The 15,727-nt window shown below is 39.2% G+C and carries 12 protein-coding genes; 11 read left to right on the top strand and 1 reads right to left on the bottom strand.

The window, feature by feature from the left end; all coding sequences use genetic code 11:
• From A8B79_RS05985 to A8B79_RS05940, 11 genes are all read left to right on the top strand, one after another.
• A complete protein-coding gene (locus A8B79_RS05985; RefSeq protein WP_066219432.1) occupies positions 1-3,033 on the top strand; it encodes an efflux RND transporter permease subunit in 3,033 nt (1,010 codons plus the stop codon).
• Between the two features lie 718 nt (positions 3,034-3,751).
• Positions 3,752-4,810, top strand: coding sequence for a PD40 domain-containing protein (locus A8B79_RS05980; protein WP_066219429.1), 1,059 nt, complete (start codon positions 3,752-3,754; stop codon positions 4,808-4,810).
• Between the two features lie 155 nt (positions 4,811-4,965).
• Entirely contained in the window at positions 4,966-5,250 is a 285-nt protein-coding gene (locus A8B79_RS05975; RefSeq protein WP_066219428.1) for a type II toxin-antitoxin system Phd/YefM family antitoxin, read from the top strand.
• Positions 5,251-5,342: 92 nt separating this feature from the next.
• Entirely contained in the window at positions 5,343-5,531 is a 189-nt protein-coding gene (locus tag A8B79_RS16375; protein WP_082894079.1) for a type II toxin-antitoxin system RelE/ParE family toxin, read from the top strand.
• A 466-nt stretch (positions 5,532-5,997) separates the two neighbouring features.
• On the top strand, positions 5,998-6,822 hold the full coding sequence (locus A8B79_RS05970; RefSeq protein WP_066219425.1) for a hypothetical protein: 825 nt from the start codon (positions 5,998-6,000) through the stop codon (positions 6,820-6,822).
• A 58-nt stretch (positions 6,823-6,880) separates the two neighbouring features.
• Entirely contained in the window at positions 6,881-7,225 is a 345-nt protein-coding gene (locus A8B79_RS05965; protein WP_066219420.1) for a hypothetical protein, read from the top strand.
• Positions 7,226-7,662: 437 nt separating this feature from the next.
• Complete coding sequence (locus A8B79_RS05960; RefSeq protein ID WP_066219417.1) at positions 7,663-9,396, top strand: Rne/Rng family ribonuclease; 1,734 nt, start codon at positions 7,663-7,665, stop codon at positions 9,394-9,396.
• A 63-nt stretch (positions 9,397-9,459) separates the two neighbouring features.
• On the top strand, positions 9,460-10,008 hold the full coding sequence (gene hslV / locus A8B79_RS05955; protein ID WP_066219414.1) for an ATP-dependent protease subunit HslV: 549 nt from the start codon (positions 9,460-9,462) through the stop codon (positions 10,006-10,008).
• Positions 10,009-10,011: 3 nt separating this feature from the next.
• A complete protein-coding gene (gene hslU, locus A8B79_RS05950) occupies positions 10,012-11,418 on the top strand; it encodes an ATP-dependent protease ATPase subunit HslU (protein ID WP_082894089.1) in 1,407 nt (468 codons plus the stop codon).
• Positions 11,419-11,509: 91 nt separating this feature from the next.
• Positions 11,510-13,411 carry a S41 family peptidase gene (locus A8B79_RS05945; protein ID WP_066219408.1) on the top strand — a complete coding sequence of 634 codons (1,902 nt, stop codon included), beginning with the start codon at positions 11,510-11,512 and terminating at the stop codon, positions 13,409-13,411.
• 11 nt (positions 13,412-13,422) lie between these two features.
• Positions 13,423-13,791 carry a hypothetical protein gene (locus tag A8B79_RS05940; protein WP_153038367.1) on the top strand — a complete coding sequence of 123 codons (369 nt, stop codon included), beginning with the start codon at positions 13,423-13,425 and terminating at the stop codon, positions 13,789-13,791.
• Positions 13,792-14,299: 508 nt separating this feature from the next.
• Here the strand turns inward: A8B79_RS05940 and A8B79_RS05935 are convergent.
• Positions 14,300-15,661, bottom strand: a complete 1,362-nt coding sequence (locus A8B79_RS05935) for an NAD-dependent succinate-semialdehyde dehydrogenase (RefSeq protein ID WP_066219403.1) — start codon at positions 15,659-15,661, stop codon at positions 14,300-14,302.
• Positions 15,662-15,727 lie beyond the last annotated feature (66 nt).

Here is a 15,727-nt window from a genome sequence, read left to right as displayed (position 1 = left end):
ATGAGTATGACTGAGATCTCCATAAAAAGACCGGTAACAACCATGATGGTTTTTGTGAGCCTTGTGGTTGTCGGTTTTATTGCTACTCGTTTGGTTCCTCTGGAGTATTTCCCGGACATTTCATTTCCAGGGGCATTTGTTCAGATCCCCTATCCTAATTCTTCGCCAAATGAAATTGAAGAACAGGTCGTCCGACCAATTGAAGAAGTTTTAGCAACTATAAGTGGCGTTAAGCAGATCAACTCCAATGCAGGAGAGAACGAAGGCGGTGTAAATATACAATTCACACAAGGCAGTGATATTGATCTTAAAGCTATCGAGATCAAAGAGAAAATAGAAAGTGTTCGTAACCAGCTGCCAGACGACTTTGAATATTACCAGATCTTCAAGTTTGAAGATGGTGGCGGTAATATGCTTCAATTACGTATCTCCAGTGAACGGGATCTTTCGAATGCCTATGATCTTTTAGACCGAAATCTGAAACAACGAATTGAGCGCATTGAAGGTGTTGGTCAGGTTACACTTTATGGTGTGGAAAAGAAAGAGATCAGAATTGAATTACTTGCAAACCGGCTCCAGAATTATAACATCGATCTGAATGATCTGAATCAACGTTTGAGCAGATCCAACTTCTCGATCTCAGCAGGCAAGATTAACGATGCGGGATTGAGATATAATGTCCGTCCGATGGGAGAATTAACGGAGATCGAAGATTTTGAAAACCTTGTGATCGGAGAAAACAATCTTCGTTTAAAAGATATCGCAACCGTCGCATACACCTCTCCTGTTAGAAATTACGCCAGGCATTTAGACCGAAAATATGCAATCGGTTTAGACATCGTTAAAGAATCATCTGCGAATACCGTTGCAACAGCTGATCGGGTTCTGAAAGAAATTGAAGAGATCAATGAACTTCCGGAAATGCAGGGGATTCAGATCTACGAAATGAATAATCAAGCAGAGGGGATCCTGAGTTCTTTAGAAGAATTAATGAATGCCGGTGTTTTAGGTGCCGGACTTTCGGTAGTGATGCTGTTCTTCTTCCTTCGTCAGTTTGGAACAACTATGATTGTAGCAACCGCGGTTCCTTTCTCATTGGTAGTAACGTTAGGTTTTTTCTACTTCTTAAATATTTCTATCAATATTCTATCCATGACCGGTTTGATACTTGCCATTGGTATGTTGGTGGATAATGCCGTTGTGGTCACCGAGAACATACACCGACATCGAAGAAACGGCATGGAACCGTCAAAAGCGGCCGTTCTGGGAGCAAAAGAAGTAGGAATTGCGGTAACAGCAGGTACATTTACTTCCGTGGTTGTTTTCCTTCCTAATATTATGAATGAAAGTTTTATCGCTCCATATATGTTTTACATTGGAATGCCGATCATTATTTCATTGATCGCTTCCCTGCTTATCTCACTTACGGTGATACCACTACTTACTTCAAAATTTAAACCCAGATCCAAACAAGTAAAACGAACGGTTATTGACAAACTTTCAGATAAATATTCTGCATTCCTAGCTTGGTTCATTGAACGCAGATGGGTCTCCACCATCAGTATAGTTTTACTCTTCTTTAGTATAGTAATTCCGATTTTACTTGGTATGAATATCGATATGTTTCCTAATAATCCTGAAAGAGAATTACAGCTCAGATACAATCTGAATGGCTCTTACACTTTAGAACGTGTAAAAGAGACCGTGGATAAAGTGGAAGACTATTTATATGGAAATCAGGAAAAATTTGAGATCGAATCTGTATACACCTATTACCAACCTGAGTATGCTCAGTCCACGATCATTTTGGTGGATGAAGAAGACGCTGAAAAATCTGTCGAGTTCATCAAAGAAGAGATCGAAAAAGACTTGCCGGTGGTAACCATTGGAGAGCCTGCTTTTGAATTCAGAAGCAGAAATAACAGTGAATCTATACGGGTGTATGTGCAGGGTGAGTCCATGGATGTACTTACAGAATTAGCCGATCAGGTTGAATGGAGGATTTCTCAGGTTGAGGGATTTACGGATGTGAAATCGGATGCTGAACGCGGCAGAGATGAAGTTCGGTTAACCATCGATTCCGAAAAAGCCAAAACCTTCGGATTGAGTTCTCAAGCTGTGGCAAGATCGGTTTCAAATGCAGTACGTGGACAAAATCTGCGTAAAGTAAGAAGTGCTAATTCAGAAATTGACGTTATTCTCGCTCTTCAAAATGTAGACAAACAGTCTGTTGCGGATCTTAAAAACCTTCCAATATCTATAGAAGGTGACCGAACAACTTCCCTCTCCACTCTTGCCAGTTTTGAACAAGCTTCCGGTCCTGGAAGGATATTTCGACAGGATCGTAAAACATCCATGGGGATTGCTGTCAATCTTGAAGAAGGTATGACTCCTGATGATGCCAGAGACAAACTCAGATCTATTATGGATCAAATTGTATATCCTGCAGGTTATTCATGGAGTTATGGTCGCAGTTTCAGCAACGACGATGAAGCCATGGGAACAATGTTGTTCAACATCGGAATTGCTTTCTTCCTGATCTATCTGGTAATGGCCTCCTTGTTTGAATCATTGATGTATCCTACCGCCGTTCTTGCTTGTATACTATACGGAATTGTTGGGATTTTCTGGTTTTTCTTTTTTACCGGAACCACTTTTGATCTTATGGCGATGATCGGAATTCTCATTCTGATGGGAATTGTGGTTAACAACGGTATCGTTCTGATCGATCATATCATTCATTTGAGAGAAGAAGGAATGAGTCGCGCAGAAGCTGTTGTTCAAGGCGGAAAAGACCGAATGCGTCCAATTTTAATGACTGCAGGAACAACGGTTCTTGGATTGATTCCACTTTGTATCGGAACTACTCAAATTGGTGGGGACGGACCTCCCTACTTCCCAATGGCAAGAGCTATTGTTGGCGGATTGATCTTCTCTACTGTTGTTACTCTGATCGTTCTTCCATCCATTTATATCATCCTGGACGATTTCAAACTCTGGGCAGGAAGAATTGGTGCTAAGGCAAAAGGATAAGAACACCCAACATCCAACATCCAACATCCAACATCCAACATCCAACATCCAACATCCAAATAGAAGTTAAGTAATTTCTGAAGTTGGACAGACCTTTTTTCTTTGACATTTCTCCAAAAAAAAAACTGAGCTATTGTCGTGAACAAGCCTGATCCGCAACATTATATCTGATCAGTTTTAATGACATCTTTGTTCAAGTATAACCAAGGTGAAGGGTTTTGATTTTATTTCTAGCTCTCATAATCCTCCTTTGAAGGAGGTGCCCGCCGAATGGCGGACGGAGTATGTTGTGCGGTTTACTAGCTCAGAAACTCCACAACATCTCTCTGATCTCATATAAGTGTTCGATCGGTCTCCTTTTGAAGGGAGATTTAAATCTTCGCCAATTCTCTGACCCACCCTTATTCCCTCCCTAACTTTAGGAATGTAAACTCCATAACTCCACTCAGATTTTAATTACAACGTCCCCTTCCCTTGTTTAAGGGAAGGGACAGGGATGGGTTCGTCTTAGTTCTTGTTTTAGTTCACCCTTTTGCTATCTTTGAAAGACAAGCACCGTGATTTTTACAATTTTTTGATTTATTCGAAGTTCTGTACTGACATATTGTGCAAATAATATCAGTTTATACTGTTAAAACTTACTTCTAAGATGATCATTCTCATGATTCATAGTGTATAATTGAGTGAACAAATGTTAAGACACAGGTTTTTAATTCTATTGATACTAACTTCCTTAATAAGTTGTGATGTAACAAATCATGATAGTTCAATTAAAAGTATTGATTATAAAATACATACTGTATTCGAAGGTGACAACTCTCAAACTGTCACTCCTATTGCCTTCTCTCCCAATGGAAATCAAATTTTAATAAGTGTTACAGAACCCAATGGAAGTGTCTACCCAGCAATTATAAAAATTGATGGATCAGGTTTTCGTAGTTTAACAACAGGTCCGGATGGGCTAGTTCGAAAACCTATTAGTTTCTCCCCAGATGGTTTAAAGGTATTGTATACATTGGGTAAGGATATTTTTATTGTTGATATTCAAAATTTGAATTCTGTCAAAGTTTTTGATGCTATAGATGACAATGATTTAGTTGTAGGCGACAACGAGCCCATATCCTTTTCACCCGATGGCAAATCTATTCTTTTCAATACTTTCAAAGGGTACGGGCTTGGTTGGCGCATCAATATGGTTGATGTCGACGGTTCGAATATTCGTCAACTAACAGATTTCTCCACAAATGCGGTTGGATTTTCTCCTGATGGAAAGAAAATCCTTTTTTTTCATTCAGCTGAGGGAGAAGTAGATGTTTGGACTATGGACTCAACCGGCGATAACCAAAAAAATCTTACTGCAGATAATGATCCTGAGAAAGTTGATTCTCATCAGATACCAGTTACTTTCATAGCAAATGGACAACGTATCTTATACTCAGACACCTCTTCGGAAGACGCAATAGTAACTATGAATCGAGATGGAAGTGATACAACAGTTGTCTCCTCAAATATTCCTGATGTCGCAACAAGTGCTACACCTGACGGCAAAATAATCGCATTTTATTTAGCAGCAATGGAAGGTGTTTGTCCATATTGTTCTGTTGCTGAAGTTGGTTTAATTCGTAGTGATGGAACAGACCGTACAATCCTCCCTCGTAATGATAAAATATATACTCAAATTGTAGACTTTTCTCCTAATGGAAGATTTACACTTCTCGGGAGTAGAAGCAGTAATGGGAAGAATTCTAAAATAATAATGGCTGAAATAATAGAGTAAAAACCCTTATCCTCCATCCCAAGCTACTGCTTCCTCTTCATTTAAGTAACAACTCTTGTTAATTCACTTAATTTTAGCCCGACCTACCTTACATTGGTAACTTTCTTTCAATTCGGTATATTTATAGTACTTTAAAAAACTTTATATGTACTTATATGAATATTTCTCTTTCAAAAGATATCGAACCACTATCCGAGTTTCGTAAAAAGTCTGCTGATTTTGTAAAACGCCTGAAGAAAGACAAACAACCTATCGTCTTAACTCAACATGGAAAAAGTGCCGCTGTTTTGATGGATGTATCCGAATACGAGCGCATTGCCGAAAGAATGGAAATGCTGGAAGATTTACTGGAAGCAAAACAACAAGTTGTGCAAGGTAATACCTTTACCATGGATGAAGCTAAAGAAAGGATTGAAAAACATCTTTCTAAATGGAAGTAATTTTTACCGATCGTTTTCTTACTCGAGTTGAGGAGTTTACGGATTACATCGCTTTGGATCACATTCCGACAGCTATAAAGTGAGCGGAAGAGATTTTCCATCATTGTGAACAGCTAAGATCACAACCAGGTAGTGGCAGAATGGTGCCTGAATTCAATCGTGATGAAATCAAAGAGCTTATTCATGGAAATTACAGGCTGGTTTATGAAATAAAACCAGATTGTATTTATATGCTAACGATCTGGCATACCAGTCAAATCTTACCCGAAAAGCCATATTGAAATTTGTATCTAAGAATCTCGGTATTAACCTCGTTCCCAAGCTCAGCTTGGGAACGCCAGTCGGAAGCTCCAGCTTCTAATGACAGATTGAAGAAAACTAGGCAGAGCCTCACTATCACACTCAGAACTGGACGTTCGGGACAAGAAATAGGCGTTGTGCAAGTTCGGAGTTCATAAACTGCACAACATCTCTCTGATCTCATACAAGTGTTCGATCGATCTCCTTTTGAAGGGAGATTTAAATCTTCGCCAATTCTCTGACCCACCCTTGTTCCCTCCCTAACATCAGGGAGGGAGACTCTATAACTCCACTCAGATTTTAATTACAACGTCCCCTTCCCTTTTTTAAGGGAAGGGACAGGGATGGGTTCTCACTTGTACCCAATACAATTATTCAGTTACTTCAAATAAAAACCGAGAACCTGTGCCGCTTAAACGCCGGGTCGTTAAGCACGCGATATTTCTAATGAACCTTATTCTACTTTTTTTACTATTTAATTGTCCGATTGAGTCTTACCAAAATGAACTAGAGAAGATTCCTCTTCACTCATTGGAGTCAGGTCAGGAAGTTATCGCATTAACTAATTCCTTAATGAATACTCAATGTCAATCTTCAGAGCAACAGCTTTCAATTTTCTTGATTTTCGATAAATTCTATAAGAGATATTCTGATGCACAAACCGATCATTTTTATAATCATTACGTCCCAAGTTATTACAGAGATAAATATTCAACTAAGAGCAAAAAATATGCTGATTCGCTCAGAAGCGCAGGATTAGCACTCGTATTATCATCAACTGAAGAAATGTATGTTTCTTATTCTCCGGATATCTATAAAAAGTACTTTGCTAATTCAAATTCAAAACCTTTAAATAGCTACGTTGATCTGCTGTTAACTGAAAAAGATATTGGAGAAGGATATGTTGGTGACTACTCCATTTTAGTTGACAGATTAAAAAAATGGGAGACTTCTTTACTTTCCGCACAACATCCAGATTTAATTCAGAAAAATTTATACCATTTTAAATACTATACACGCTTATTTATGAATGGTTTAGATAATACTCGTATTTATAAGATCAACCCAGATAATTCTAGCAAAGGAGAAATGCTTCCGGAATTTCAACAGATAGTTTTAAATCTGACAAAAGACCAATCCCATCCACTTATCTATCGCTTATTCAATTCATTTCGTGAAGAGTTGAGCAAGCACAACTATGAATATTTTGATGGAATAAGAACATTTTATTCTGAAGTTACAATCAAGGAATATCTTCAAATCATTAAATAATTGCTACGTGCCTAAGAATCGCTTTCTACTCGTCATTTAAAAAATCACTAATCCAAGAATGCTTTCTGTAACAGAAAAATTTAGTTGGCTAATTGAAACCTTAAGAAGCCTTTCTTCAGTTTTAGAAATAGAGTCTGAAAAGGAAATTGGTTTTCGAGTTTATGATGAGCTAGACATAGATATCCATTCCGCTCTTTGTGATAATAACCTGGAAGTATTTGTTAATCAGAACCTAATTACTTCTGAAACTTCAAAAGAATTAGCCGGGCTACGGAATCAGACTCTTAAACTAATCAAACAAAGACTTGAGCCTGATCAGATAAAACTCAACGAAAGCTGGATAGACATTTCTAAAGAGTCAGAACAGATCTATGTTTCCATTAACAATCGGTCAGCACTCTAAAAACTCCTAGCCTCACTCCAAAAAAAATTACATCATTTAATCATTTCAAAGTATTGGAATCAGCCGTATATTTGTATTTATAAAGACGGTTAAATAAAAAGATTTTTACAGAGACTATTTTTTGCACTACGCACTGAATACATATCAATTACAAAATGGACAAGAAGAGAAAAACATGCTTCTTGATGCTATTTCTACCGATCTACTTTTATTCTGCACATCAATTTTTGTACTTATAAAGCAGAAACTTTTCGCTGATATTTCACAACCATCAGCCCCTAAAAAAACAAATTTTCAAGATAATCAGGCCGATGTTACTGCGCTGCCTTTTCAGGTAACATCCTATATACGCTCATTTTACGATCCGGAGTTAGTACTCAGAATTCGACAGTGGATAGCATGTATTGCAGCTAACGGCCGCTCAAAAAAGAAATTCAATGAAGAATCAAATCATAATTCATTCCACCGAGGATCAAGCTCGGATTGCGTTGCTCGAAGACGGAGAGCTCGCTCAATTATTCATCCAATCCGAAGAGAACCAGCGTACAGTTGGTAATATTCATGTAGCTAAAGTCCATAAAGTGATGAGCGGTATCAAAGCTGCTTTCATCGATATGGGAACTCCTAAAGACGCTTTCCTGCACTTCTCTGATGCAGGCGACCATTTAGATGAATACATTGCTATGCTTAATGGCAAAAATGCTATTCCGAGTCATGCAAAGCCGGATCTGAAGAACAAAGAGAAACTTGCTAATCATCAGAAACAAGCACTCGCCGGAAAGATCTTAAGAAATGGTCAAAAACTATTGGTTCAGATCGTTAAAGAACCGATTGGCTCCAAAGGACCAAGAATTTCTACCGATATCACCATTGCAGGACGCTTTTTAGTGTTGATCCCGATGGGTGATTACATCGCTGTTTCTAAGAAAATTTCTAATTACAAAGAGCGTCGTCGTTTAAAAAATGTTCTTGGTGATATGGTGCCGGATGGTTTCGGCGTTATCGTAAGAACAGTTGCTCAGGGCCAGGACGAAAAAGCTATTGAAGATGATCTTCGTGATGTTTTAAGGAAATGGGAAAAGATCTTAGACAAGCTTGAAACTGCTAAACCACCTTCTCTCCTGCACAGAGATCTGGACATGACAGAAAGCCTGATCCGCGATCTTTTTGCTAAGAACTACGAGCGCGTATTGGTTGACGACCCAAAAATGTATCGTCAGCTTAAATCTTATGTTGGTCAGATTGCTCCTGAGATGGCTCAAAACGTACATCAGTATAAAGGCAAAAAGCATATTTTCGACCAAATGGGAATTGCTGAGGACATCAACTCTATCTTCAACCCAAGAGTGAGAATGAAGTCGGGCGGTTACCTGATCTTTGAGCAGACAGAAGCGATGTATGTAGTGGATGTGAACTCAGGACCGTATGCGGCTAAAGCAAGACAAGAAGACAATTCTCTTAAAACCAATCTTGACGCTGCCAGAGAAATCGCTAAACAACTTCGACTCAGAGACATCGGTGGAATTATCGTGGTAGATTTCATTGATCTGAGAGACGACAAAAATCGTAAGAAGATCTACGACGAGCTAAAGAAAGAATTCCGAAAAGATCCTGCAAAAACCAATATGCTGGGAATGAGTGATTTCGGATTGGTGCAGATCACAAGACAGAGAATTCGTCCAAGTGTGATCAACTCCGTGTCTAAAGTCTGCCCGATGTGTGGCGGAAGTGGTGATGTGATCAGCGATGACACGATCCTTACTGATATTGAAAGCTGGTTAAGTAAATTTAAGCATGCTTCTGAGTATCGTGCAGTCGATCTGTATGTAAATCCGTACATGAAGACACTCATCAACAAGGGAATGTTCAGCAAGCGCTGGAAATGGATGTCAAAATTGCACATCAAAATTACCTTAGTAGCTGATGAAAGCATTCCATTGAGCAGATTCAAGGTAACACTATCCGGTTCTGACGTAGATATTACGGATGTGGTTATGCGTGGAGCTTCGATTGATGAAGCACTCCAACAGGTTGAATATGTTGAGGAAATAGATCGAGGTAAAGAAGACCTGGAGATCACAAAGAAAAGCAATCATCGAAACAGCGGAAACAGAACGTCAGGAAGTTCTGCCAATTCGAATGGAAGAAAGAACCATACCCATCAAAATTAGTACTGATATTTTGATGGCTTGGTTTTTGCCGATCTTAGCCTAAACTGAATTTAATTTTATACAATGAGTGCATTCAAATTACATGCAACAACGGTTGTGGGTGTTATCCACAATGGAAAAGCTGCATTGGGTAGCGACGGACAAGCTACCATGGACAAAACGGTGATGAAATCTACCGTAAAGAAAGTTAGAAAATTATACGGAGGGAAAGTTCTTGCCGGTTTTGCCGGATCTACAGCAGATGCCTTTACCCTTTTTGAGAAGTACGAAGAAAAACTAAACGAATATAACGGCAATATGCAGCGTGCTGCTGTTGAACTGGCTAAGGAATGGAGAAAAGATAAATTCCTTCAAAAGCTGGAAGCATTACTTATCGTTATGAATAATGAGAATGCTTTGGTTATCTCAGGTCAGGGTGATGTAATTGAGCCTGATGACAATATTGCCACCATCGGAAGTGGCGGTTCATACGCTCTTTCAGCAGCCCGAGCAATGAGTAAACATGCTAAGAAATTAACTGCTAAGCAGATCGTTGAAGAATCACTGAATATTGCTGCAGACATCGACATCTATACAAATCATAATTTGTCGATCATAGAAATTGAGGACTAAATGATGTTAGAAGAAAAGAATTTAACGCCACAACAAATTGTAAAAGAGCTTGATAAGTATATCGTCGGGCAAAAAGCTGCAAAGCGTTCTGTGGCAATTGCGCTAAGAAACCGCTGGAGAAGATTAAACTCCAGAGAAGAAATCAGAGAAGAGATAGTTCCGAATAATATTTTATTGATCGGACCTACCGGTGTCGGTAAAACTGAGATCGCCCGCAGACTGGCAAAACTTGCGATGGCTCCCTTTGTTAAAGTGGAAGCTTCCAAGTTTACCGAAGTTGGTTATGTAGGACGTGATGTTGAATCTATGATCCGCGACCTCACCGATATTGCCGTTAGTATGGTAAAAGCTGAAATGCAGGAACGCGTTAAAGAAAAAGCAGCTCAAGCTGTTGAGAACAGAATCCTGGATAACCTCATCCCTCCTGTTACCAAAAAAGGCGTTGGTTTTAATTCAGGATCAGGAAGTTCTGATTCAGATTTTGATCCCGCTAAAGCCGGCGACGAAGAACTGAATATGAGAACCCGTGAGCGCTTCAGAGAAAAACTTCGCAACGGAGAACTGGAAGATCGTGAGATAGAGATCGAAGTAAAAAATACCAAAACTCCAATGATGCAGGTATTCGGTCCGGGCGGAATGGAAGAGATGGGAATGAATCTTCAGGATATGCTGGGGAATATGGGCGGTAAAGGCAAAAAAGCTAAGAGAAAACTTCCTATATCCGAAGCAAGAGAAGCCCTTTTGGAAGAAGAAGCTGAAAAACTGATCGATCATGAATCAGCGGTTCAGGAAGCACTGGAAAGAGTTCAAAAGCAAGGGATTGTATTTATTGACGAGATCGACAAAATTGCTGAGCCATCCACCGGAGCAGGAAAAAGCGGACCTGATGTAAGTCGTCAGGGTGTTCAGCGTGATCTTCTGCCGATCGTTGAAGGAAGTACCGTTAACACTAAGCATGGAATTGTGAAAACTGATCATATTCTGTTTGTGGGTTCAGGTGCATTTCATGTATCAAAACCATCTGATATGATTCCCGAACTTCAGGGTCGTTTCCCAATTCGCGTGGAACTGAATTCTCTAACTGAAGAAGATTTTGTAAAGATCCTTTCTCAACCAAAGAACGCACTTACCAAACAGTATGAAGCTATGCTGGAAACAGAGGGCGTAAAAATAGAATTTACCGATGATGCCATTCTCGAACTAGCCAGAATTGCAGCTGTGGTGAACTCTCAGGTAGAAAATATCGGAGCCAGACGTTTGCATACCATAATGTCTTCATTATTTGATGAATTACTGTTTGCAGTTCCGGATGACATCAATTCCGGGGAGATCACAATTGATCCAACTTATGTAAGCAAACAACTCGAAGATCTTGTAAAAGACAAAGATCTGAGCCATTACATACTTTAATGGGCATTAGAACGGTTTATTTATTACAATCCATCAGAATGAAACATTTTGTTATGCTGTTTAGTTAGTGTAATGAACAATTGAACTGAATATGACCTTGAAAAAATTTATCGCCCCACAATTAGTTATCGTACTGATCTTAGCTCTGGTAAAATTCACCGGTGCTGATTCTGTTGTTAAATCAACTGCAAACGATGATGAAACAAATATTATCAAATATGCACAAGCAACCCGAAGTATTGTAGCTAATTACTTCAGCGAAGCTGATCTCGACAAAATGTATAAGGTCAGCATTAAAGAATTTGTTACTCATGTAAAAGATTCCACGCTGAAAATTTCGGCGACTCCTGTAGACACTACATTTCCCGGTGTAAAGATAAAATCCATTACGGATGCATTTACCAGTTTTGAAAAAGCTTATTTCTACGTTTCCAATAATACGGAAGGCGAGAATATGACCAAATTAACTGAATATGCTATTCGCGGTCTTTTTTCAACTTTAGATCCTCATTCCGTGTACATAGAACCGGATGACAGTGAAAGAGTTCAGGAAGAATTTGCAGGAAAATTTCAAGGCATTGGCGTTCAATTCAACATCATTCAGGATACTATTACAGTTGTTACTGCGATTTCCGGTGGACCAAGTGATCAACTCGGAATCAGATCAGGTGACAGAATTGTAGCTATTGAAGACAGCAATGCAGTTGGTTTTACTAATGAGCAAGTGCTGAAAAATCTTCGTGGTGAAAAAGGCTCTAAAGTGAAAGTTACTATTGTAAGACCAGGTGTTTCTTCTCCATTGTATTTTACGATCGAAAGAGATGATATCCCACTATACACTGTTGACACTTCCTACATGCTGGATGATCAAACCGGTTACATCAAGATCAATAGATTTGCTGCTACCACGCATCAGGAATTCATGGAAGCTTCAAAAGAATTGAGATCGCAAGGCATGCAGCGACTTTTGTTGGACCTGCGTGGAAATCCGGGTGGCTATTTAGGACAAGCCATTGCTATTGCAGAGGAATTTTTTCCAAGAGGAACTTCACTGGTTTCAACGAAAAGTAAGCATAGCCGATTTGATGGTGATTATTTCTCCAGAAAAGATGGCGAATATCAGGGAAAGCCGGTTATTATTTTAGTGGATGAAGGGGCCGCTTCTGCCAGTGAGATCGTTTCAGGAGCTATCCAGGATCATGATCGCGGATTAATAGTAGGTAAACGAACGTTCGGAAAAGGATTGGTTCAGCAACAATATGAATTGATCGATAACAGCAATGTTCGTGTGACTATTTCAAGATATTACACTCCTTCGGGTCGTCTGATCCAAAAGCCTTTTGTAGAGGGCGGTGGTGAAGAATACGCTTATGAAATTTATCGCAGACAAAATGCAATGAATGATGCCATTGAGTTTTCAGAAGAAATTCCGGACTCGTTGAAATTCAAAACCGATGCCGGTAGAACCGTATACGGTGGTGGTGGAATTGTTCCTGATTATATTATCCCGGATGACACTACCCGTTCCGGATATGTGATCAACTTTGCTATTCGTAAAAGAGCAGCTTTTGATTACGTCCGATCATATTTAGATGAAAATGGAGATGAGTTCCGTGCACAATGGGAAGGTGATTTTGAAAAATTCCGTACCGACTTTACCTGGGATGAAAAAAATATTGCTGATTTCAAAGCCTCATTAATTGATCAGGGACTTGTTATTACTGATACAGTTGATACTCCAAAATTCAGAAAAGATTCTCTATTCGTTCCTATGGGACATTTTGAAGAGGTAGCGTGGATGAGTGAAGGCAGGATGAAAGCTGAACTTGCCCGACAAGTTTGGGGAATGAAGTCCTTCTACCCTATCGTAAATGATGTGTTCGATGAAACCCTGAAAGAAGCTATGACACTTTGGGATGCAGTTGATCGATTAAGCGCCTTAGCAAAAGGAGAAGCATCAGCCGGTGTTGGTAATCACAATGATGGTGACTGATGGAAAGGTCTTTGTTGAGATTAATAATTGACGAAAGAAAGTCGAACAAAGGATTTTCCAGAATCAGAAGAGAATTAATTGAAAGTAAGAGATTTAATGAAGATGAAGTAAAGCAAGCGATTGGCGTAATTCATGATCATGAAGCTGAACTGACTAAGTTTGAAATTTCAAAGAAGAAAAATCTTTCACTTTTCATTGGCTGTACAATAATCTTTCTGGGAAGTTCCGTTTATACGCTTTCAACTTACTTCAATCCCGAACTTTCATACTATGTATTTCTCTATGGACCAATTTTTGCTGGTTTGGTTTTTGGTTTTATGGCTTTAGATAAATACAGAAGTGCGAAATATAGAATTGATCTGCTCAACAAGAAATTTTGATAGCATAAGACCTATAGCCCGTTTTAATCTGATATGTTGTGGTTAGGTTAGTAGGAATAATTGAATAGCTATTCCTAATTCAACAAAGCATGCCATCCTTCTAGATGTTAGGTAACTCGATGACAAAATTCCTTAATACTACCCTCAATATTGAAAGCAGGTCATCCCGAATTTATTTCGGGATCTTACGTAAAGGCTTTTAATATGCGCTTGTTTACCATCCTCTTAAGGTATCATACCGATCCTCTAACTTTGGATTGTTTTACTTACCAGATTCCGTCTCCAAACTCTTGGAGTAATATTATTGATAACTTCGATATAAATCGTAGTTCTTCTATAGTTAGTAAGAAACTACACGTAGCCTTTGTTCATAGTAAATATGACTGTTTCAAGAGCAATTCCTTACAAAGATCCCGAAATTAATTCGGGATGACTCTATATGTTTTACTATTCAAAACTGTCATAGAATTACATTACAATAAATCCTGAAGCTATTCCTAATTCTACTTCACTTCACATACACTGTCTTCGTATTCACAAACTCCCGAATTCCATACAAGCCCAGTTCTCTTCCGTATCCTGATTGTTTGATGCCACCGAAAGGTAACCTTGGATCAGATTTAACGAAGTCATTCACAAAACAACATCCTGCTTCCAATTGCTCAGCGGCTATTTTCTCTGCTTTTTCAACATCGGAAGAATAAATAGAAGCGCCCAATCCATAAATAGAATCGTTCGCCACTTTTATAGCCTCTGCTTCATCCTGAACTTTGATGATCGAGGCAACAGGCCCGAATAACTCCTCATCGTAAGCCGGCATTCCTTTGATCACATTTTCAAGAATGGTAACCGGATAATACGAGCCTGCAGCTCCGGGTTTTTCTCCGCCAAGTGTACACTCTGCTCCGGCTTCAATACTTTTCTGAACCTGATCGTGTAAACCATCTCTCAGATCTTCTCTAGCCATTGGGCCGATATCAGTAGCTTCATCAAAAGGATCGCCAACTTTCTTAGTTTCCATCAGTTTTTTGAATTCCAAAACAAACTCGTCATATACTTCTTCAACTACCACGAACCTTTTAGCAGCGATACAACTTTGTCCGCTGTTTAATAGTCTTGAATTCACACAACTTTCAGCCGCTTGTTTGATATCAGCATCGGCTAAAATTATGGAAGGATCGCTTCCTCCAAGTTCCAAAACGGTTTTCTTTAAAGCTTCCCCGGCTTGCGAAGCGACAATTTTCCCTGCTCTGGTACTTCCTGTTAAAGTAACCGCAGCAATTCCATCATGCTGAACTATCGGTTTCATATTTTCACTTTGGACCAGAATTGTACGAAACAGATCAGAAGATATACCTGATTCGGTGATGATCTTTTCGATTTCCAATGCACAACCTGTTACGTTTTCGGAATGGCTTAGAATTACTGCATTGCCCGCCATCAACGCCGGAGCTGCAAACCTGAACAACTGCCAGAAAGGAAAATTCCACGGCATAATAGAAAGCACTGTTCCCAGAGGATTGAAAGTCACATAACTTTTGGATGCATCCGTTTCAACAGTATCATCAGCAAGGAACCCTTCTGCATTCTCTGCATAATATTCGCAAACCCAGGCGCATTTTTCTATCTCACCAACTGACTCAGAAAAAGGCTTCCCCATCTCTTTAGACATCAATTTTCCCAGCCTGTCCTTATTCTCTTTCAGTAATTCACTGATCTTATTCAGGTTAACAGAACGATTTGTAAAACTCTTTTCTTTCCACTGTTTTTGGGCAATATTAGCTCTGTAAATGATTCCGGAAACTTCCTCAAAACTCATTTCCGAATATTCTTTAATTACTTTTCCGGTCGCAGGATTGATGGTCTTCATTTTAACAGTGCTCAGTTTTTAGTGTTAAGTGTTTAGTTTCTGTTCAAACTAAACACTTAACACTTG

The sequence above is a fragment of the Balneola sp. EhC07 genome, assembly GCF_001650905.1.
Lineage (GTDB): Bacteria > Bacteroidota > Rhodothermia > Balneolales > Balneolaceae > Balneola.
Note: the sequence above shows the minus strand (reverse complement) of the source record. Positions and strands in the feature narration are given on the sequence as shown.